Annotated in this window: 19 protein-coding genes and 3 pseudogenes; 12 read left to right on the forward strand and 10 right to left on the reverse strand. The window is 47.6% G+C overall.

Annotated features, from left to right (window positions below; translation table 11 throughout):
- Positions 1-7: 7 nt before the first annotated feature.
- From Q7V32_RS07170 to Q7V32_RS07185, 4 genes are all read right to left on the reverse strand, one after another.
- The gene (locus tag Q7V32_RS07170) at positions 8-1,291 is read right to left on the reverse strand and encodes a restriction endonuclease subunit S (protein ID WP_304896295.1); all 1,284 of its coding nucleotides are present in this window, start codon (positions 1,289-1,291) and stop codon (positions 8-10) included.
- Positions 1,288-1,626, reverse strand: a complete 339-nt coding sequence (locus tag Q7V32_RS07175) for a MazF family transcriptional regulator (protein ID WP_304896296.1) — start codon at positions 1,624-1,626, stop codon at positions 1,288-1,290. Before Q7V32_RS07175 ends, Q7V32_RS07170 begins: the two co-directional genes overlap by 4 nt.
- Positions 1,599-1,829, reverse strand: a complete 231-nt coding sequence (locus tag Q7V32_RS07180; protein WP_304896297.1) for a hypothetical protein — start codon at positions 1,827-1,829, stop codon at positions 1,599-1,601. The genes Q7V32_RS07175 and Q7V32_RS07180 overlap by 28 nt, the downstream gene beginning before the upstream one ends.
- A 61-nt stretch (positions 1,830-1,890) precedes the next feature.
- Positions 1,891-3,495 (reverse strand): class I SAM-dependent DNA methyltransferase, encoded by a 1,605-nt coding sequence (locus Q7V32_RS07185; RefSeq protein ID WP_304896298.1) that lies wholly within the window; start codon positions 3,493-3,495, stop codon positions 1,891-1,893.
- A 1,677-nt stretch (positions 3,496-5,172) separates the two neighbouring features.
- Between Q7V32_RS07185 and Q7V32_RS07190 the strand changes: the two genes are divergently transcribed.
- The 3 genes and pseudogenes from Q7V32_RS07190 (at position 5,173) to Q7V32_RS07200 (ending at position 7,274) form a co-directional block, all read left to right on the forward strand.
- Entirely contained in the window at positions 5,173-6,351 is a 1,179-nt protein-coding gene (locus Q7V32_RS07190) for a site-specific integrase (RefSeq protein WP_304896299.1), read from the forward strand.
- A 382-nt stretch (positions 6,352-6,733) separates the two neighbouring features.
- Positions 6,734-7,131: pseudogene (locus Q7V32_RS07195) on the forward strand (putative toxin-antitoxin system toxin component, PIN family).
- Positions 7,128-7,274, forward strand: coding sequence for a hypothetical protein (locus tag Q7V32_RS07200; RefSeq protein WP_304896300.1), 147 nt, complete (start codon positions 7,128-7,130; stop codon positions 7,272-7,274). Before Q7V32_RS07195 ends, Q7V32_RS07200 begins: the two are co-directional and overlap by 4 nt.
- Positions 7,275-7,632: 358 nt before the next feature.
- Here Q7V32_RS07200 and Q7V32_RS07205 read toward each other — a convergent pair whose 3' ends face one another.
- The gene (locus Q7V32_RS07205) at positions 7,633-8,502 is read right to left on the reverse strand and encodes a hypothetical protein (RefSeq protein ID WP_304896301.1); all 870 of its coding nucleotides are present in this window, start codon (positions 8,500-8,502) and stop codon (positions 7,633-7,635) included.
- A gap of 1,368 nt (positions 8,503-9,870) precedes the next feature.
- A pseudogene (locus tag Q7V32_RS07210) lies at positions 9,871-10,665 on the reverse strand (DsbA family protein).
- Positions 10,666-10,812: 147 nt separating this feature from the next.
- On the opposite strand from Q7V32_RS07210, the gene Q7V32_RS07215 reads away from it, so the two are divergent.
- The 8 genes and pseudogenes from Q7V32_RS07215 to Q7V32_RS07245 all read left to right on the forward strand — a co-directional run bounded on the left by Q7V32_RS07215 (position 10,813) and on the right by Q7V32_RS07245 (position 16,360).
- The gene (locus Q7V32_RS07215) at positions 10,813-11,451 is read left to right on the forward strand and encodes an excalibur calcium-binding domain-containing protein (RefSeq protein WP_304896302.1); all 639 of its coding nucleotides are present in this window, start codon (positions 10,813-10,815) and stop codon (positions 11,449-11,451) included.
- 47 nt (positions 11,452-11,498) lie between these two features.
- Positions 11,499-11,804 carry a hypothetical protein gene (locus tag Q7V32_RS07220; protein WP_304896303.1) on the forward strand — a complete coding sequence of 102 codons (306 nt, stop codon included), beginning with the start codon at positions 11,499-11,501 and terminating at the stop codon, positions 11,802-11,804.
- Between the two features lie 390 nt (positions 11,805-12,194).
- Positions 12,195-12,470, forward strand: coding sequence for an HU family DNA-binding protein (locus Q7V32_RS07225; RefSeq protein WP_304896304.1), 276 nt, complete (start codon positions 12,195-12,197; stop codon positions 12,468-12,470).
- Positions 12,471-12,827: 357 nt separating this feature from the next.
- A complete protein-coding gene (locus Q7V32_RS07230; RefSeq protein ID WP_304896305.1) occupies positions 12,828-13,022 on the forward strand; it encodes a hypothetical protein in 195 nt (64 codons plus the stop codon).
- A 448-nt stretch (positions 13,023-13,470) separates the two neighbouring features.
- Complete coding sequence (locus Q7V32_RS07235) at positions 13,471-14,736, forward strand: helix-turn-helix domain-containing protein (RefSeq protein ID WP_304896306.1); 1,266 nt, start codon at positions 13,471-13,473, stop codon at positions 14,734-14,736.
- Between the two features lie 387 nt (positions 14,737-15,123).
- Positions 15,124-15,213, forward strand: a pseudogene (locus Q7V32_RS20800) (transposase); the annotation flags it as partial.
- A 152-nt stretch (positions 15,214-15,365) separates the two neighbouring features.
- Positions 15,366-15,557 (forward strand): helix-turn-helix domain-containing protein, encoded by a 192-nt coding sequence (locus Q7V32_RS07240; RefSeq protein WP_304896307.1) that lies wholly within the window; start codon positions 15,366-15,368, stop codon positions 15,555-15,557.
- A 14-nt stretch (positions 15,558-15,571) separates the two neighbouring features.
- Positions 15,572-16,360, forward strand: coding sequence for a helix-turn-helix domain-containing protein (locus tag Q7V32_RS07245; RefSeq protein ID WP_304896308.1), 789 nt, complete (start codon positions 15,572-15,574; stop codon positions 16,358-16,360).
- A 98-nt stretch (positions 16,361-16,458) separates the two neighbouring features.
- On the opposite strand, the gene Q7V32_RS07250 is transcribed toward Q7V32_RS07245, so the two are convergent.
- A complete protein-coding gene (locus tag Q7V32_RS07250; protein WP_304896309.1) occupies positions 16,459-16,599 on the reverse strand; it encodes a hypothetical protein in 141 nt (46 codons plus the stop codon).
- 89 nt (positions 16,600-16,688) lie between these two features.
- On the opposite strand from Q7V32_RS07250, the gene dnaB reads away from it, so the two are divergent.
- A complete protein-coding gene (gene dnaB, locus Q7V32_RS07255) occupies positions 16,689-18,074 on the forward strand; it encodes a replicative DNA helicase (protein ID WP_304896310.1) in 1,386 nt (461 codons plus the stop codon).
- A 515-nt stretch (positions 18,075-18,589) separates the two neighbouring features.
- Here dnaB and Q7V32_RS07260 read toward each other — a convergent pair.
- Genes Q7V32_RS07260 through Q7V32_RS07270 form a run of 3 tightly spaced genes read right to left on the reverse strand, consistent with a single transcriptional unit; the run spans position 18,590 to position 19,211 of the window.
- Positions 18,590-18,739, reverse strand: a complete 150-nt coding sequence (locus Q7V32_RS07260) for a hypothetical protein (RefSeq protein WP_304896311.1) — start codon at positions 18,737-18,739, stop codon at positions 18,590-18,592.
- A complete protein-coding gene (locus Q7V32_RS07265) occupies positions 18,736-18,987 on the reverse strand; it encodes a hypothetical protein (protein WP_304896312.1) in 252 nt (83 codons plus the stop codon). Before Q7V32_RS07265 ends, Q7V32_RS07260 begins: the two co-directional genes overlap by 4 nt.
- A complete protein-coding gene (locus Q7V32_RS07270) occupies positions 18,984-19,211 on the reverse strand; it encodes an antitoxin (protein WP_304896313.1) in 228 nt (75 codons plus the stop codon). Before Q7V32_RS07270 ends, Q7V32_RS07265 begins: the two co-directional genes overlap by 4 nt.
- Positions 19,212-19,680: the final 469 nt, after the last annotated feature.

Here is a 19,680-nt window from a genome sequence, read left to right on the forward strand (position 1 = left end):
AACATGCTTATCTGCCTATTCCCTCAATCATGGCTTCGGCTTCCGGCAGGCGGAGTTGGCCGGAGATCAGGCAGGGGAGTAAGGTGTCGCGGATGGAGGCGAGGGTTTGGGCTTGTTTGGTGTTCTCTTCGATTCTATCCTCTATCTTGCAGGAGAACGATTCAAAAGCACTAAGAGTTTCCGTGCTTGGCACTAAAATTTTGAAGTTTTTTAGATTATCAATTGTTACTTGTGGCTGGGCCGAACCTGTGACAAATGGTATCAAGTCGGATCTCAACATGTATCCCTTTAAATACCCAAAGGGTAACAATGTTGATTCATTACTTTCCAAGATAAGGGAGTTATTTGTAACAAAAGATAGGGGCGGTGATTGATTAATTTTACCTGAGGCAGCGCCTCGGCAAGCAACCAATACTTGCCGGGTTTCATAGATAAATTTATCTATGAAACCAATCCGGCCGTTTCCTCCAAATACAGGATAGCCTGACTCGAGAAGTTTAGATGTTGGAAGATTTTTTCCGTAGGCGATCTTCAGCTCCTCACCTAATATTCCAGATTTCCACCCCCTTGGCACCAAGCCCAGTTCTGATTCTTCGAAGCTGTCGGGGAAGAGTGCGGCGGTTTCGGCATCCATACCTTCCGGCTCAAGGCCTTGCTGTTTCGCGTGGACGGGGTCGAAGTCCACGAACCAGGATTTGAACAGGGTTTGGGCGATGGCTTCGAGGGTGGTGTTGGTTTCGTGTAATAGGGAGATGCGGTCGTCGAGGGCGCCAAGTATTTCGGCGATTCCTTGTTGAATCTGAATCGGCGGCAGAAAAATTGGAACCGCAGAAAGAATACCGGTATTTAGGTTGGGCATCGTCGCGCCCACCGCGTGGCGAACCAGCCATTCCTTGATGTCAGGCTGCCTAAGATAGTAAGAAATAAATTTAGCCAATGCGATAGTTTCATTACCAAGTCGAACTTTCAGGCAACCTGTGCCACAAAGCCAGCCTACCTCATGGGAACGAATCAATGCATTCTTGGTTACATCACCTCGTCTACTAAATACGATGTCCGCAATTTGAAGTTTATGCTGAGACAACCGGTCAACATCAGATTGATCGATCCTCGCAATTCCTGTTTCCGCAATACCTCCATCACCACCAATATTTGTTGGCATGACGACAGGTACGCCTACAATTTTATAATCTGAGGTATGAAGTTGGCTTCCAAAAGGGCCGGTTTGTATTGCGCCACCTTGTGACACGCAAATTTTGCCCAACGTGGTTAGTCGCCACTCAGAACTCATACTCCAACCCGCAACAGTTCCACAATGACTTTGACAACCTCGGCGTGCTTATCTCTGCTTAATGTTCCCGCAGTGCGCTGAAACAGCGTTTCGTTAGCGGTAAAAAGTTTGCCGGGGCGCGCGTAGCTGACGCGTTGCAAACCACCTTCCACAAAGTCCGCATCTGTTAGCGCCACCGCGCCGACATCTGCATAAGGGTTACTGGTAATTTGGCAGAGCACCCAGTCGCCTTTGCCCGCTTCCGCCAACACTAGCGCTGGACGTAATTTGCTGGCGGAAAGGTCGGAAAAGGGAAAAGGCAACAGGGTTACTTGCCGAGCTGCAAATGTGCCCATGCCGCATCCTCCTCGTTCCGCAACCAATCCTCTGCCAAGGCGGCTTCGCTAAGTGACGCACCGCACAACGCCGTATCGGCGGGTTGTTGCTCCGTGGTAAAGGTCACCAGCACACGGCAGGAGGTTGTGGACGGCGTCGGTACGGCTTCTAAAAAGTGCAGCTGTCCATTCGGTTCCAGAACGGCTTCATAGGTTTTCAGCATGCTGTTGCTCCTGATTTATTTGCGTGAGTTTTTGCCATTATGAAAGCACTGATTGTACAAATCAAAACTGATACCCCAAGCCTCCCAACTTCTGGCGTATCAGTTGATCCAGTTCTGCACCTTTCGCCATTTGCTCCCCCAGGGTTTCGGTCAGTTTTTGCATTTTATCAGCGAAGGCTTCGTCATCCTCTTCTACCGCTTCTGCACCGACATAGCGGCCCGGTGTGAGGACATGGCCATGCTCAGCGATTTCGGCTAATTTGACGCTACGGCAATAACCGGGAATGTCTTGATAAGCGTTTTCCCCCTCAGCCCTGCCCTCTCCCGCGAGGGGAGAGGGGGAATTCCGCCATGCTTCAACGGTGTTGGCTATATGTTCAATGATGTCATCGGTGAATTCGCATTGCACACGGCTGATCATGCTGCCGAGTTTACGGGCATCAATGAACAAGACTTCACCTTGCCTGACACGCTTTTCTTTGACCAGGAACCACAGGCAGGCAGGGATTTGGGTGTTGAAGAACAGTTGACCGGGCAGTGCAACCATCACTTCAACCTTGTCGGCCTCCACCATAGCCCGGCGAATCTCGCCTTCGCTGTTCTGGCTGGAAGACATCGAGCCATTGGCGAGCACAATGCCGGCACGGCCTGTAGGTTTAAGGTGGTAGAGGATGTGTTGCAGCCAAGCGTAGTTGGCATTGCCTTGCGGCGGCGTACCGTAAACCCAGCGCGGGTCGCCTTCCAGGCTGCCGTGCCACCAGTCGGAAATATTGAACGGCGGATTGGCCATGACATAATCCGCGCGCAGGTCGGGGTGCTGGTCGCGCAAGAAGCTATCGGCAGGTTCTTTGCCCAGATTGAAGTCGATACCGCGAATGGCAAGGTTCATCGCCGCCAGCCGCCAGGTCGTGGGATTGGCCTCCTGACCATAGATGGAGACATCGCCTAATTTGCCGCCGTGGGCTTCGATGAATTTTTCCGATTGCACAAACATACCGCCTGAGCCACAACAACAGTCGTAGACCTGACCTTTATGGGGGTTGAGTAGGGCAACCAACAATTTAACAATCGATGCGGGCGTGTAGAATTGGCCACCGCGTTTACCTTCGGCGCTGGCAAACTGGCCAAGAAAATATTCATAAACCTGTCCGAGTAGATCGCGGGCGTGATTTTTAACCCGGTCTTCAACCTTGCAGGTTTCACCAAAGCCGATTTGCGAGACCAGATCGACCAGCTCCCCCAGTTTGCCATCGGGCAATTGCACGCGGGCATAGCGTTTGTCGAGGATGCCTTTGAGCTTGGGGTTTTCGGTTTCTATCAGCGATAGCGCGTCGTCGATGCGTTTACCAATATCGGCTTGCTTGGCTTGGGCGCGCAAGCATTCCCAGCGGGCGGCCTCGGGCACCCAGAAGACGTTAACTTCTTTGTAGTAATCGCGGTCTTCCAGTTCTGCATTAATCAACGCCGGGTCTGCGTCCTCCAGATAATAATCATCCTGGCTATCGGCAAACTTGCGCATGAGTTCGGCGCGGCGGCTTTGGAAGGTGTCGGAGATGTATTTAACGAAGATCAGGCCGAGAACAATGTGTTTGTATTCGGCAGCGTCCATGTTGGCCCGCAGTTTATCGGCGGTGGCCCAGAGGGTTTTCTTGATGTCTTCAATCATGCATTTTTTCGTGTCAAATTTGGAGGGGTTAATGCCGTAACTTTATAACACCATAACAGTCTTTAGGTTGGAATAATCGACTGTGATAGAGGATTATTCTGCAAGGAAAAACCACTACAAGACAAGTACCGACAGATTCACCAGGATTTAACATAGAGTCATTTACTTGTGGCGAAAAAATTGGGCCGTTTGCTATCACAAAATCTTACTTCGTTTGGATTTAGAAGCTCAGCATCAACACGTTTCATTATTTTTCTTCAAGCTTTGGCCAAGTTTTCCGTGCGCCTTAAGTTCATCTGAGCAATAAATAACCGTCAGATAACGGGTTTCAAAGCTTCGTTTAGCGAGAACGGGTGAACGGTATTTACACTTCTTTGCTCCAGTCCTTCAATCACGTTTAGACCAGCAATTCTCAGTTTGATCTTTTCGGCGTCATTTTGGGCTGGGAAAAGCCTTTTGAGGAACGCCGTAAACCCTTGCATGGGGGCTTGACAGCAGCATCTGACCGCCAAGGAGGGTGGAAATGCAGATTTTGTCCGGAATAAAAATCTGCCCTGCTGCCGACATCCTCAAAACGCTTTCTCCAGCCCTTTTTTCGCTTGTGTGTATCCATTTCAATACACTTGGCTAGATATTCAGTTCAGTTGGCTAAGGGCAAGCTGGAATGTGCATAACTTCACCTGATTATAAAGATCAATCAGCATATAAAAAAATTGTCGTCTCGGCAGGGATTGCCGAGATCTAGATGCCATGGATGGCGACCGCCGAAAACGTCCTTGTGTTCTGGATTCCGGCAATCCCTGCCGGAAAGACGTTGTTGCTGAAGCATCTTTAAAATCAGGTAACTTCATGTGGCAAACATTGCTCAGCAAACAGCGATGTCCATTAAATAGTGCAAAAAGGTAATACGGTAAGTAACGACAAGTACCTGCTTACCCCTGCCATCCTATTCGGCAACTCAAGCAGCGAGGATTAACGATTTCCCTGAGCAGGTTGGACCTTTGATCTTCCTGTAACCCGTTTGCATCGCTTGAAAAAGCCTGCGCCCGATTAGAATCAGACCGTATATCCAAAGCGAAATTCTTTGGCCATATTAACAGCGGCTATGTCCAGGCGATTGTAAATGGACGGGATGCTTTTAGTTATGAGCAGTATGGGCATGGCTCTGCATTTCAGGCAGCTGCGCGCTTTACCCTTTCGGCAACCAGTTATTCGCATAACCAAAATAACCGCCGGCATTGACTTTCGGGGGTTATTTTTTATTGCTGAGCGGAACGATTTGGGGCAGGGGATTTACTTAAAGTGAAGACAACAAATGTGGAATACAAGAAAATAAAATGAAGTATTTATGGGGAGCTAAATCGGTTTCTGATGACAAGCCTAAGTACACCTAAATTCGACCAACAGTGCATAAGGCAATAAAAAAGGCCTTGGTAAAAAACCTAAGGCCTTGATTTTATTGGAGCTGGTGATGGGACTCGAACCCGCGACCGGCTGATTACAAATTAGCTGGTCCTGCATTCTCTGCACTTCCCTTGTTATCTATAAAGTACTATTTATCAATAATATAAATGAATATTAAATTCTCTAAAGTACTATCAATTACCCTCAAAATTGACTAGAATCCTAACCCATACCTAACCCAGGATTCTAACCCAAAAATTCAGCGTGGTAACCATGGCTAAAAACATGATGAACTTTTCTAAAGGGCGAATTGAGGCTTTGCAGTTACCTGCTGAGGGCCAACGACTTGAGTTTCATGATACCCAAGCCAAGGGACTGCTTTTAAGGGTCTCTTCTGCCGGCACCAAAACTTTCTGTTTTTATCGCTGGATCAAAGGCGCCTCAAAACCAGAACGTATTACTTTGGGCCGATTTCCAGCCATGACGGTGGAGCAGGCACGAAACAAAGCCGCACAATTTAATGCTGCTGTTGAAAATGGTGACAACCCTAATGAACCTATAAAACTCCAAAAAACAGAACCCACGCTGTTAGAGCTCTTTGAAGACTTCGTTCTGCACAAACGCAATAAGAAAGGCCAACACCTTTCTACCAAAACACTGGTCGAGTACAGGAAATCCTTTTCATACTATCTGGAGCCATGGTCTAACCGAAAATTATCCAAAATCACTGGCACCGAAATGTCTGCTTTACATATGAAATTGGGTCATGATCGACCAACAACTGCAAACCGCACCATGGCGTTAATCTCAAGTCTTTTCAACTTCGGCATTATGGAACGGGCTTACCCGGTGTCGAATCCGGCCGAAAAAATTAAAAAATATCCTGAAAACGAGCGGGATCGATTTTTATACCCTGATGAGCTTCCGCGATTTTTCGATGCCTTGGCTAAAGAGGAAAATCCTGATATGCGCGATTATTTTCTGGTGGCCTTGTTAACCGGGGTTAGGAAATCGAACGTTCTAGCGATGCGTTGGGATGAAATTCATTTAGAACGCGGCGAGTGGCGCATCATTACGAAGGGCAGTTCCGCTCAAACGGTAACCTTGTCACCCGAGGTCACTGATATTTTGGCAAAAAGAAAACTCAGTGCTCATAGCGAATGGGTTTTTCCCAGTTCAGGTAAGACAGGTCATTTGGTTGAACCTAAAAAAGCTTGGCAGCGCTTGCTGGAACGCGCCGACCTCCCCGATTTACGGATTCATGATTTGCGCCGCACGTTAGGCAGTTGGCAAGCGAAAACCGGAGCCAGTCTGTTGACTATTGGAAAAAGTCTCAATCATAAGAGCACCCAATCCACCGCGATTTATGCGCGACTCGATCTTGATCCCGTCAGGGAATCTGTCAATCGTGCCACGGCGGCCATGTTGAATGCAGCAAAAAACAGCGATTAAAACTATTGACTGCAACCCTCCAAGAAACCCGCAGATTTTTTGAGTGCTATACGAGAGCCTGGATGAAAAAGCCCCTAAATGCCGCATGGGGATCTGATTAATTACGCCTATTGTAATGCGCGGCTCGTTGACCGCAGTTTTTGTCCGAAATATAGTTTTTTAGCGATAATTGAATCGTATGGTCGGTATCGACCCAAAAGCGACACTCAGCTCAATTTCCGACTGTCGGCGTACTAATACTTATCTGACAGTCAATATCCGAAAACTTCCTTATTCCGCAACTGATAGATGCTGATCCTCCGACATTAAATCATGTCATTACCAAGTTTAGTGGTTGCAGCTATGCTACCGCAGGCTTATGAAAATTCTCGTGGACACCAATATGTTTTTGGCGGCTTGTTTAAGCCAAGGCGCTGCTAACACGGTGATTGCTGCTTGTTTACAAGGTCAGGCCATCCCATTAATGGGCACGGCACTGTTTAACGAGTACGAAGATGTCTTGCCCGGACCATGTTATTTCAGCGTAGTCGTCTGAATGCTGAAGAACGTAGTGAGCTTCTGGCTATTTTCCTCTCGGTTTGTCAATGGACGCGGATCTATTATGGTTGGCGCCCGAATCTACTTGACGAGGGCGATAACCATTTGGTCGAACTAGCGGTTGCCGGTAATGCAAAATTTATAGTGACGCGTAATCTTCGTGATCTATCCAGAATGGAATTAAATTTTCCGCATTTGACTGTACTGACACCTGAAGCATTTTTGCAGGAAATAGCAACATGACAGCACTGACCGTAAGACTACCCGATGACAAGTACCGCCGACTAAAAGAAGTGGCGCATCAGCGTGGCACCAGCGTCAACCGCCTGATCGACGAAATGGCCACTTTGATGCTCGCCGAACTGGATGCCGAAACCCGTTTTTAATTCGAGCGGAAAGAGGGCGTGGAAACTTGGCACGAGGTTTAGAATTGCTTGAGAAAGACTAGGCCAAAATAGGCCAGGCAGGACCGGGTGCGCAGTTAAAGCTCGCATCAATGTCGGATAAAGTTCAGTGCCGGTTGAATAAACCGCCCCGCTAAAAGCAGTTTGAATGTAAAGAACCCCACTTATTTCAAAGCATCTGCTGGGTTTTGCTATCGCTCGATCCAGCCTTGTATGATGAATTTTCATCGTTCCCCCGCTCCAGCGTTGGAATGCATCCCGAACCGCTCTGCTGTTCAGGAGGCTGGAGCGTCCCTGATAGGGTTCCCACGCAGAGCATGGGAACCATAAAATGACCCAATTACCCAGCGTGCCCGCGTCGCTTCAAGCCAAGCAATCCCACCAGACCAGTGCCAAACAGCCAGACAGCGCCTGGCACAGGCACGGCGGCAACTTGTCCGGGGCTGACTGCCCATGCGTAGAACTGTTGGTACTTATAGCCGCCGAGGTAGCCCTCGCCGCCATTGTAGGTAACGAAGAACCACGCGGAGATAGGACCGGGCGCGTGCACCCACGACAACCAGTACAAAGGCTCGTACTCCGTGGCCAACCAGTACACATTGGTTTGAGCGTTAGTAAATGGTCCCGCATTGCCAGAAGTAAACCAACTACCGTCGTGCAAGATGCCAAAGTCGCTATTATTAGTACCTGGATACGCCAAGGCATTGAGTTCGTTGTAGTACAACTGGCCGAATTGGCCGCCGGTTTGGTTGTAACCATCTTGTGTATTGGCGCCTGAATTGGGCAAGGCCCATTGATTGGAACCAGCGTAGTTAATGCTGCTGAGATATTTAGTAAATGCCTGGGCGCCGAACCAGTTTGTTTGACCATAGTTGCTACTGCTGAAGTCCCCGGCTGTTATGCTATAAGCACCTGAATAAGGCAAAAGATTACTGCCATCATAATTCCCATATGAACCATCGAAGTAATTAGGGGTGTCATAAATAGTTGGGCTGGCGGCGATGATAGCATTGACCACGGTGTTGTAGCCTTGGCTGCTGATCAGGCTGCCGAGCAGATTGGCATCGCCGGTCCAGGTCGCATTACTGACGCTGCTGTAAACCACCGGGGTGTTGCCGGCAGCGTTGTAGACGGTTAAGGAGGCCTCTGCAGTGAGAGTAGTTAAGCTCAGTAGCAAGCCTGCGGCCAGCAGGGGTTGGGTAAAACGCATGTCCATACTCCATGTTGATTTAAAGGGTGGTATTCGGTTGCCTGCCTGCTTACAGCCGACCGCCTTAGCTTTACCTAGACTGTTAGCCAAAGCCCGCTCTGGGGCTCTGGGCTTACGAGCATTTAATGCTGCATTTCAGACTGCGAGCCAAAAATGTCGTTTTTTGCGGAACGTGTCCAACATACTATTATGTGATGTTTTTGTGATGTTTTTGTGATGTTTTTGTGACAGCGCGTAGCGCGCAAAAAATGGGGTCTTGCAATCAAGCATCCGGTGTTTATCGTGCTCAATCAGCGCGCGGCTAGGCTACGATTAATTTTTCAACTTTCCGACGCCTATTCTCGTAACGTTGATCGGCCGCTATGAGGCTTACACCCGTCATCGACTCGACAGGCACGTTAGTCGGCTTTTGGCCATTATGCAAAGCTTTGCATAACGGCCATTATGTGAAGTTTCCTTTTATGTATAGCGGTGTTGCCGCAAACGAGGTGTGGCCTAGCTTCGAGGCATATATCTCGCTCAGGAGCTTTGCATAATTTCCATAATTTGAAACAAGCTTTCAAATATACTAAAAAAGAGCAATCTCAGCGTTTATTCCAGCCGATGTCATCTGGCCTTTCGAATTATCACTTTTTATCGATATGACGGATAAATTCCGCATGATTGTTTTTCTAGCGGGAACTAATTTAAGTAGAAAAATGCTAACTGTTGTACTGAGGGTTGTTTTCTGAATTGTTCAATAGAAAATCCACTCCTGAATTTTGCAAAAATTATGACCAGTTTTTTCTCGGGGTGCCTGCTCAATCAGCTTAATTCCTGATGTCAGCTATTCGAAACCAAGACACTGTGCATAAAAGGAAACTTCACATAATGGCCGATAGGTGAGGTCGCCAATGGCTGCTTTGTAGACCTCCAGTCTCCAACTCTGGCTTTGCCTTGCAAGGCTGGGGCTGATGAATACCACGTTGTCCTGATTGTGGATAAAGCCGAATTTGAGCCAGCTATTGCTTCCCGTTTGTTGATCGTGGTCTGGAATCGGCAGGATCAAAAGCCACACCTTTACGAAGCGCTCTTAAAAACTCAGGGACTTAATCAAATTTATTCGTACAAATAAAGCCTGGAAAAGTGAATCAAAATGGCTGGCTATTTTGGCCCATTGTAATTGGCTATTAACATGATTAATCAAGTGCTTGTTTATAGCGTTGAGTAAAGGGAATATTAATGTGATGAATCGAGGTTTTGCAGATGAAGGCGAACCTCTGCAGGGATTCAGGGGTAGGGCAATTCAGGATAGCTTGTTGAGTACGTGCAAAGTTTGGTAGCCATTATTTCGTGATGAACCCCGCCGTGTCAGGAGCATAGTCTGGCTTAACCGGCTGATTCGCTTCGTGCCCATTGATTCTGCAGACCGGCTATTTGCTCCAGCATCGTTTGATGGTTGAAATAATCAACGGTAATCGCCGACTGCTGACCCTCATGCAGTAGGCGTAAGGACGGATAAGCCGTTACGCCCATATTCCGTGAAGTATGAATGTCATGCTGTAAAGCCTGCTCAATCGCGGGACTACGTAAAGCTCGGCCAAACGCAACCGTATCCAGGCCAACCTCCGCAGCGCATTGTTCAAGCGTGTCAAGCAGCGATGGATTTCGGCAGTAATTCTCAATTTGAAAAAAATTACCCTATAATTCAATGGCATGCAAAAAAGTCCGGCAGTCATAAAAAATATAACCTATTGAAATTATTTACTTTTTAAATCCAAATTGAGAATTGCTAGGATTTCGGGCCTGTTGGTAATAGGCCAACTGAATGGCCCGTAACAGCTGTGTTTCACAGTCAGGGCCTTGTTGCCTCGCGGCCAATAAGGCCCGGCAGGCCGGATAGGTGGAACGGACCGGCGTGGTCGCTGTCCAGAAGTCAAAATTGAACCGCACGCCGGGCACCGTTGTTTCAATACGCCGCCAGGTCTGCTGAAGGGCCTGCTGCATCTCAAGTGGCATCGGTGTGGTGGTGTCCGGTGCCAAACCGCCCAGGACATAATCAAACACTATCCCCGGCGGCAAATCCCGTTGCAACGCCTGCAAGCTCGAGCTGAACGCATAGCACCAACTGCACATCGGGTCATGGATATAAATTAATCGCGGTTCCGGCATGGCTTTATTCATCTTTTATCGTTTACAGGAGAGGGCCTCATTGTAACCAGCGCGATGACTTTACGCCCGGTAAAAAGCCGGAAAAAGCCCGCAAGTTGCGCTAAGCTAAATCAACCGATGAAGACCTGAACCGTTACACTGAAAGACATGAATCAAAACATGAGTACGCAACAAGGGAAACTGGCGCGCTGGATTGAGGCGAGGGGCTTTGGCTTCATTAAACCTGAAACCGGTCAGGGGGAATTGTTTATTCATATCAGGGCCTTTAAAAACCGGGGCCGACAACCTGCGGTTGGCGATGTCATTTTCTACCACGTCAGTGTTGATCGTGACGGTAAAACCCGCGCCATCAATGCCCGGATAGCGGGCGTCAAAGAAGACACAATAAGCCCAGACGCTTGGTCATTGCTGCCATTAGACACAGACTTACCCACCCCACGTAAAGTCCCTGATAACCAAGCCTCTTCAAACAAGGCCAACCTGCCATTACAACGGCCTCAGGTGCAACGCCCCCCCAAAAGTTTCAATAGCCAGCCTGTTATCCTCCTGATAGCGGTGACAATTGGCATTGCCGCGTGGATTAAAGTCCAGGGTTTGACTCAACAGACAGCGCCTCAAGCCATTACAGCCAGCCTACCGACATTACAGACACGAGCACCTCGGTTTCAATGTCAGGGTAAAGAGTGGTGTTCAGAGATGTCATCCTGTGAAGAAGCCACTTTCTACTTGGAGAACTGCCCCAACACCAAAATGGATGGAGACAACGATGGCATTCCGTGCGAACGTCAGTGGTGCTGATGAGTGTCTCTGACCGTGTTAACGCTCTTCCAACCCGAGGAACCACGATGAAACTAACAATTCTGTTAAACCTGCTGTTGTTAGCCACCGCCGCTCACGCCCAAGAGCCGGCCCAAGCCGATTATTGTCACGATGCCACCATTAACAATGATTGGCGCAAACACATTGCTGCGTATCCGCAGGATCCGATCATTATAAAACTGGCGGGCCTGCGGGAAGGGTTATGCCTGATGATCGAGCGAGGTCAAATCACCCAAGAGCAGGGCATCAACATCTGGGAAGATGAACGGCAACGCAGCCTGGTCGACAGAAACAAAGAACAAGCCCTGCACATGCCCAACTATACCCTGTAGCGCTTAAACTCGATGACGCATTAGGGGCCACACAACAGCAACGCATCGCCAAGGCATTACACGTTTATCCGCAACGGGTTGGTCCTTTATAGTCTTTATCTCATTATAAAAAACCCTAGAACCACATCCGAAAAGCCAGTGCATCAAGCTAAACCTGAACCGGTTGTAGAGCCGTTTACGACGCCGGATATTACAGACACGATTAACGTGAAAAGGGCCTACTTAAACACCGCTTCTTAACCCCAAATCCTGTTCAGGACGGGCGGGCTATATTCAGTGCGGTGCGGCACAGGTAGCCAAGAAAAATTAACCTCAGCACGTGAAGATTTCTTAATTCGCTGCTATAAATAACGCGCATCTTCTTTTCATTAATACTCAGGAACCGCCTCTATGAATAAAGCCGACTTAATCGACGCCATCGCCCAGCACGCCCAATTAACCAAAGCCGATTCAGGCCGGGCGCTGGACGGTTTGCTCCACACCATCGAAACCGCATTAAAAGCCGGTGATTCAGTCAGCTTGGTCGGTTTTGGCACGTTTGCCGTCAAGGCCCGCGCCGAGCGCACCGGACGGAATCCCCAAAGCGGAGAAGCCATCACTATTGCGGCTGCCAACATTCCAGGCTTCAAACCCGGAAAAAACCTGAAAGACGCGGTCAACCCTTAAGCGCTGCGGGGCTGATGCCATCGGCCCCGGTATTTGTCTCGTGTTTTCGCGGCTTTTAGAGCCTGCGCCTCCTGCATTTAACACGCCTTGCCTTTCTAATACACCTGGCAAACCCTCACTCGATAAAACCCTGGCCCCTGAAAACAGGATTTTGAGTCCGCCTCGGTAAATGACATTGAGACACCAAGTTGTTTTATTTAGTATCTAACTGTTGTGTATTAATGGGTCAAGTTTCTCCTTTGTGTTTTTAGGCGGATTGATCCAAACGCCGTTAGGCAAGCTGGGTGGCAAAGGGCACTTTCCTTTGAATCGATTTGGCTTGGTAAGGAAAGCCGTCTCCAGGGTTTTGGCGCGGGCTTGGTATACCGTAGCCGCTTGGTCGAAATGGACGGTGGCCGGGGTCATATAACCGATGCCCGAGTGGCAATGGGATTGGGTGTACCACAGGAAAAGGCGTTGGTAATGACTGTGGGCATCTTCAAGGCACCCGAAGCGGACGGGGAAATCAGGCCGATATTGATGGCGAGCGAACCACGGATAAGGCGACTATGAGTTACCATAAATTCAGACAATTAAATCAGAAAAAGAAAAGTCAAACACACGTTAGCGTGTTTGCTAAAGCCGATATTTTGCTCGTTTTTGTTTGCTAGATCCGACATTGAAAGGGTGATTTTTTATTTAAAAAAACAAAAAATATCGATTTTACGATCGCACTTATGGCTTAATCCAAGACTTCCAAGCAGGCACCTAAAGCAACTTTTCGCATATTTTATCAATTTGTGGGAGTGGGTGTTAATGGCCAATTAAACTGAGCCAAATTGGGCATTTAGTTTTGGCAATATCTATTGTATCGGACCCAACGCGCGAGTCCACACGATGACTTAATTGCCCGAACCACTTTAGCAATGCGCAGCGGCTCGTGCTATGAGTTAGTGATAAGTTACCAAATAGCTCAATCAGCTGATAATATTATTTGGAAAACTCAGGACCTATATACAAAATGATACCTATAAACAATCTTCTTGAATTGTTAGCAAAAACGTGTGAAAACGGAGGGGGAACGACAACGACCTGGACTCCTCCACAGAGCGAGTCCCGTAAAATAATAATCAATGAATTTGTCAAGCAAACTCAGGAATCTTTAGATGTTTATAGGGATGCTGAGCCGGAATTTAAATTGGCGATTGTAAGTTTTCTAAAAAAAATTAGTGAGGGAACGGCGATCGCCAACACGAATACCGACAACACCCATGTTAAAAACAAAACCTTAAATCAAAATAAACTCTTTTGGGGGCGAGTTCCTATAATCCGATTATTTGTTGCTGAAATTGATCCGATAATCCAATGCCTTTATCCGGAAGGACGCGATGGCTATTTTATCCTGTTAGGTGTGGCTTTGTGGCCATTAAAAAAACAATTGTTAGAGTCAAAAACTTTATTAAATGACAAAATTAAAATGTTAGGCCGACAATTGGATCGTGAGGAAGAACTGCTAACTCAGCTGCTGAATGGAGATCCCAGCAGTGCGAAAGGGATGGAAATTTCTAAAACGTGTGAGACACTCAGTCTTTTATTACGTGTTTTAAAGCTCATTAATCAGTTTGTCCCGACTGAACCTGAAATACAATTTTGTTTATTTTGTTTTCGTCGCGCACCCGAAAATTCAAAATTCTGTCCAATTCACAATTCATCAAAAAACAATACAGAATATCTGCGCGCAAAACGGGTTAGCCAGGCAATTCCTGATTTCCAAAAAAGAATGCGGGCCTATGCAGCCCTCCGCAATCAGGAGGGGGTTATCCAGGATGATTTAACTGTCAGTGAATTTGAGAGGAATTCCAACAAAATTGTTTTTCGCCCTACTCTTCAAAATTTTTTCACTCAAACAGTCACGGATTGGAATTCAGTTCGTAACATTTGGATAAGCCTAATTGAAACGCAACTGCCCTATGTCACCCGTTTATTGAAACAAAATTCGTATCATGACGAGTTGGGTTGGGCTGGCTTTGTGCAGCATATTTACGCGAGTCTTAATGACAGCATTGAAACCACCTCCCACCCCTATTGTGTCTTTCGGTATTTGGAAAACGCTGAAAATTGGCTAATGCACGATGACAAATTTCGTGACCAGCGTAAAACAGACAAAGAATCAATAATCATCAGAATGGCGGAGGATGGAATTAAGCAATCGGAAATTGCCAAAAAACTTGCGGTCAGTCCGGCATATGTTAGTCAGACATTGAAAAAAAGATATCGGGGTCACTAGCGCGCTAAGGCAATAGGATTAGCCTTACAGTGGACCCATTGTCCATACAAATTTAATATAGGGACCTGTTCACACTCCATCTGAATGGCGCTGTCCTAGTTGTTCTGCGGGTACCGATGTGTCCTTTGTACTGCTAAATTTATCGACAATCATGGCACCGCCGCCTGTAGCCGTTTGATACACGTCATCCGGTGTTTTATAACCCAACGATGATACCGTCGTTCCTGGTAGTAAGACCGTTAAAACCTATCAGCAAGGCCTGCATGCTGTTGTTGTGTTGCTTCAAATAGATTTGTTCATATTTCACCGTCCGCCACAGTCGCTCGACAAAGATGTTGTCCAGTGCGCGACCTCGTTCTTGATCAATGCGGCAGCCGAATGTAGGTGATGTCGGTTCTGCATACTCATTCCCGCCGGCTCGACTACCACCCGCAAGTGCACGGCGTCATGCCGTCCGCAGCCATCTCCAGTGGGCAGAACTAACTTCTTCAGCTCCTACCAATAATTCGTCTTAACACAATTGCTCAATTCATTAATTATTAACTTAGTTTCCAATTTTACCTAAGGGAAAAAGCTGGGGACACCGTCTTTAATATGAATCGTATTCACTGACAAAATTTGGATGAGCTATGAACCAAAAATCAAACGAGGACCCGCTGTTGACCCGTCGCGAGGCGGCTAAATACTTAGGTATTGCTGAAAAAACACTGGCAACCTGGGCAAGCACCGGTCGACAAAATTTGTCGATGATCAGAATGGGGTCTTGCGTCCGCTATCGAAAATCGGATCTCGATCAATTCATAACTCAGAATAAAGTTTAAGAGGGGGCTTGACGATGAAATCACAAAATTATTTTGCGAAAGTACCCATCGAAGTTTTAAGAGATAACAGAATTAGCAAAACAGAATTGCGCGTACTGTGCGCAATTTTGTCATTTATGCCCGGCGATAAGAGCAAATGTTGGCCAAAACGCTCAACAATTGCTGAACGGTGCGGAATCGCGACTAATAAAATCTCTACCGCCACCAGTCGTCTAGCCGAGCTCGGTTGGATTAGGAAAACCGGGGACGGAGGGAAATCCTGTTCAAGTCTCTATGAATTCACTTTTCCGCTCGAATTTTCTGAATCAGTAACGGATACGGATCTGGAAACCCTTACTGATTCAGTGACACCCCCCCTCATCAATTCGGTAATACGCAAAAAAGAGATAAAAGAAATTAAAAAAAAGAGGGGTATTGATGAATCCGGATTTGACCAATTTTGGGATATTTATCCAAACCAATCTAATCGCTATGACGCTGAAATAGCCTGGGCATGTTTAAACCCCGAGGCCGGCCTTCAGGAGCAAATATTAACAGCAGTACGGGAAGCAAAACAATCAAATTCTCAATGGGCGCGGGAAAACGGTCGATTCATTCCGAACCCAGGGCGCTATCTAAGGGAAAGGCGATGGGAGGATCAATTCAATAAGTCGAAAAATGAATTAAATCATAACGTTGAGGCATTTTATGGAACAGCTAACACACGAAAAACTGGTCAAAATCACAGTGCAGTCATTGCCCGTGAAATCGACGAGATCCTCGCAAGAGCCCGTCGAAATAATAGACATTTGCATGATTTTTAAAATATTGGAGGGGATTTTTACAAAAAAATGGGCCGATCAATTTGTGCCTGGGCAGGTCGAGACGGCTATGAATCAATGGGCCATAGGCTTGGCGGGCCTTAATCAAGACCAAATTCAGCACGCAATCGATCAGTGCCGAATGAGCTTAGATTGGCCGCCATCCATTGCGAAATTTCGGGCTCTAGCGACAGAAAAGACAGAGAGCGTGGGTCCGGCTTACCAACAATATACGCCGACATTAACATCGCCTATTAACGCCGAAAACGTGAGATCAGCGCTACAAAAAATCAAATCAACATTAAAACGTTAATGGAAAGAGGTCATTTAGATGCATCATCAAAATTATGAAATAGATTCGGTCAACGACCCAATGAGATCCTCGCCGCATTCTATACAAGCCGAACAATCGGTGCTGGGCGGCCTGATGCTCGATAATCAGACCTGGGACGCCATTGCTGACAAAGTGGTTGAACGCGATTTTTATCGCAAGGACCATCGCCTGATTTTTAAGACGATCGAGCGGCTTGCTGAAAAACAGGAGCCTTTTGATCTCATCACGCTATCCGAATCCCTGTCAGCGATTGGCGAGTTAACGACGGTCGGCGGACTGGCTTATCTGGCTACGTTGGCTAAAGACACGCCCAGTGCTGCTAATATTGCTTATTATGCCAAAATTGTCAGGGACAAAGCGGTACTCCGGCAGTTGATTCATGTCGGGACCGATATTTCCAATTCCGCTTTTAATACGGAAGGCCGAGATACGGCTGAATTATTGGAGAATGCCGAACGGCAGGTGTTTCAGATTGCCGAGCAGCGGCAGCGCGGACAAGGAGGTTTTACTTCAGTTAAGTCATTACTGGCGCAAGCGGTCGATAAAATTGAATTTAATTTTGAAAATGGCGGTTCAATAACCGGTACCAGCACCGGCTTTAGCGATTTAGATGACATTACGTCAGGCCTGCAGCCCTCCGATCTGATTATCGTAGCCGGACGGCCGTCGATGGGGAAAACCACCATTGCCATGAACATGGCTGAAAACGTTGCGATTAAAGGGCAAAAACCGGTCGCCGTGTTCAGTATGGAAATGCCGGGTGACTCCTTGGCCATGCGGATGATGTCGTCGTTAGGCCGTATTGATCAGCATAAGGTCAGAACAGGTAAACTGGATGATGATGAATGGCCCCGTCTGACCTCGGCGATTAGTATGCTGGCGGAAACCAAATTGTTTATCGATGATACGCCCGCACTGACGCCAACCGAAGTCCGGTCAAGAGCCCGGCGCCTGATGCGTGAACACGGCCAGTTGGGTCTTATCGTGCTGGATTATTTGCAATTGATGCAATCGCCTGCCAGCGGTGAAAACCGCGTGCAACAAATTTCCGATATATCGCGAAGCCTCAAGGCCCTGGCCAAGGAACTGAACGTGCCGGTCATTGCCCTATCACAGCTGAATCGGAATCTCGAACAACGGCCCAACAAGCGGCCGGTCATGTCGGATCTTCGAGAATCGGGCGGTATCGAGCAGGATGCCGACGTCATTGTTTTCGTGTACCGGGATGAAGTCTACAACCCTGACTCACCTGATAAAGGCGTTGCCGAGATTATTATCGGCAAACAAAGAAACGGTCCGATTGGGACGGTTCGATTGTATTTTTGCGGGCAACATACCCGATTCGACAATATTTCAAATTTACAGCCCCATGATTACGAATAAAGGTCCACTTGTGATTGTTGAGCGAATCGCATGAGTAACCCTCGGTGTCAGGGGAGATGTTTCAGTTGATATTGGCACTGGTGACGGACGGGTTCGGGTAAAAACAGTGCTGGATAGTAACTTTTGCCAATCCGGGGCATCGGCGTCTGTGAGTGCTTTAGCGACGTGAACATGGCTGAATTGTGAGCTGGACGGCATGTAGGCGCGGGCTTAACAAATCGGCATTGAACTCATCGCCTTCATCCAGGGCTTGGGCTTTCAGCACTCATAACAAGGGTTCATCCTGCGGGGTGCGCAATTCAGCGAGTAAAGGGAGTTCCCAATCGTCATTGCCGCTAAGTGGCTGCTGTGTAGGTTGACAGGGCAATTCGAAAATTTGCAGCAGTTGGCGGATTAACGCACTGACTTTGGCAACACGTTCACTGGTTGGATGTGGGCGTTGCAGGCTGTCGAGATGGTTGAGTACTTCGCGCAGGATGCTGTTTAGCGGGCATAGGGCGGACGATAGTCAGGTTCTATATGATTGTGCGCGGGCGGGTTTCTCGGGCTTGGGTTTTCTGTTCGGCCCAGGTTTCTATGACACCCCGAACATCGCCGGAAAAGATTTTCGACAGGTCATGCTGGCTGTAAAACTCGTTTTCGTTGCTGATGCCGAACCAGTTCATGAGTGCCTATTTTCAAAATCGTTGCGAACAAGAGTGACAATTCTCTTAAGCTCCTGCTTAATCCAATTATCTGATTGCTTCTTTCGTGTCATCGCTAAATCCAGCGCCTCGCGCATGACTAATTGCAATTCTTCGTCCGTGGGTTCGGTATCGGGTGCCATCAGGTCACGTTTAGGGATGTGCTCAAAGCCACCTCGCTGGTTGAGCAAGAAGATGCAGATATTGGTATCCAGCAAATAAAAACTCATTCAAAGTGCCGTTCCTGAAGTTCGATAGGTTGATGGCGCTCTATGTCCATTGGGCCCACTTCCTGCAACATGGCCAGAAAGCTTTCTGCTCGGTAGTTTTTGGGTAAAAGCACGACCCTGTCGCCCATTTTTTTGATGACAACTTCGTCTTCGTCGAAACGAAATTCTTTTGGTAATCTGACAGCCTGACTGTTGCCGTTAGTAAAAATTCGTGCGGTTTGCATAGCGCTCTCCACTGTTAACTAAAATGTACATTCTTAACATATACGTCGGTATTCGGTATGACCAGTACTTTCAGGTAAGCGTGCCGGTAAAAACTGCGGCAACCTGAATATACGGCTCATTTTCTGTGGTTGGGATATTTTGCAACCAGTCCGGATGATCTTTAAATAAACCGCTCGATGTGTGATGGTCGATACGGTGTTTTTAATAGACTCGGGGTGAGCGCAGTCACCAAAGTCTATTTCCAACTAACCTGACGATGCTTCAAGGCGTTCTTCTGATCCAAGTGTTTAAACAAGCGTTTGGTAAGTTCAATACCTTCGCCAAACGCCCCCTGTGTCAGGATAGTTGTCGCCTCACCCATTTATAGAGGCAACCCTAATGCAAACCCGTTATAGTGAAGAATTTAAAGAGCAAGCCCTGAGTAAAGTCTTGCAACGCGGCGATAAAAGTATTCAAGCAATTGCCGAT

This window comes from Methylicorpusculum sp. (genome assembly GCF_030651835.1).
Classification (GTDB): domain Bacteria; phylum Pseudomonadota; class Gammaproteobacteria; order Methylococcales; family Methylomonadaceae; genus Methylicorpusculum.

Excerpts from the sequence above, each read along its gene's own strand:
- Q7V32_RS07170 (WP_304896295.1), bottom strand. The coding sequence starts at position 1,291 with ATGAGTTCTGAGTGGCGACTAACCACGTTGGGCAAAATTTGCGTGTCA.
- Q7V32_RS07175 (WP_304896296.1), bottom strand. The coding sequence starts at position 1,626 with ATGGGCACATTTGCAGCTCGGCAAGTAACCCTGTTGCCTTTTCCCTTT.
- Q7V32_RS07180 (WP_304896297.1), bottom strand. The coding sequence starts at position 1,829 with ATGCTGAAAACCTATGAAGCCGTTCTGGAACCGAATGGACAGCTGCAC.
- Q7V32_RS07185 (WP_304896298.1), bottom strand. The coding sequence starts at position 3,495 with ATGATTGAAGACATCAAGAAAACCCTCTGGGCCACCGCCGATAAACTG.
- Q7V32_RS07190 (WP_304896299.1), top strand. The coding sequence starts at position 5,173 with ATGGCTAAAAACATGATGAACTTTTCTAAAGGGCGAATTGAGGCTTTG.
- Q7V32_RS07200 (WP_304896300.1), top strand. The coding sequence starts at position 7,128 with ATGACAGCACTGACCGTAAGACTACCCGATGACAAGTACCGCCGACTA.
- Q7V32_RS07205 (WP_304896301.1), bottom strand. The coding sequence starts at position 8,502 with ATGCGTTTTACCCAACCCCTGCTGGCCGCAGGCTTGCTACTGAGCTTA.
- Q7V32_RS07215 (WP_304896302.1), top strand. The coding sequence starts at position 10,813 with ATGAGTACGCAACAAGGGAAACTGGCGCGCTGGATTGAGGCGAGGGGC.
- Q7V32_RS07220 (WP_304896303.1), top strand. The coding sequence starts at position 11,499 with ATGAAACTAACAATTCTGTTAAACCTGCTGTTGTTAGCCACCGCCGCT.
- Q7V32_RS07225 (WP_304896304.1), top strand. The coding sequence starts at position 12,195 with ATGAATAAAGCCGACTTAATCGACGCCATCGCCCAGCACGCCCAATTA.
- Q7V32_RS07235 (WP_304896306.1), top strand. The coding sequence starts at position 13,471 with ATGATACCTATAAACAATCTTCTTGAATTGTTAGCAAAAACGTGTGAA.
- Q7V32_RS07240 (WP_304896307.1), top strand. The coding sequence starts at position 15,366 with ATGAACCAAAAATCAAACGAGGACCCGCTGTTGACCCGTCGCGAGGCG.
- Q7V32_RS07245 (WP_304896308.1), top strand. The coding sequence starts at position 15,572 with ATGAAATCACAAAATTATTTTGCGAAAGTACCCATCGAAGTTTTAAGA.
- Q7V32_RS07250 (WP_304896309.1), bottom strand. The coding sequence starts at position 16,599 with ATGTCGGCGTATATTGTTGGTAAGCCGGACCCACGCTCTCTGTCTTTT.
- dnaB (WP_304896310.1), top strand. The coding sequence starts at position 16,689 with ATGCATCATCAAAATTATGAAATAGATTCGGTCAACGACCCAATGAGA.
- Q7V32_RS07260 (WP_304896311.1), bottom strand. The coding sequence starts at position 18,739 with ATGAACTGGTTCGGCATCAGCAACGAAAACGAGTTTTACAGCCAGCAT.
- Q7V32_RS07265 (WP_304896312.1), bottom strand. The coding sequence starts at position 18,987 with ATGAGTTTTTATTTGCTGGATACCAATATCTGCATCTTCTTGCTCAAC.
- Q7V32_RS07270 (WP_304896313.1), bottom strand. The coding sequence starts at position 19,211 with ATGCAAACCGCACGAATTTTTACTAACGGCAACAGTCAGGCTGTCAGA.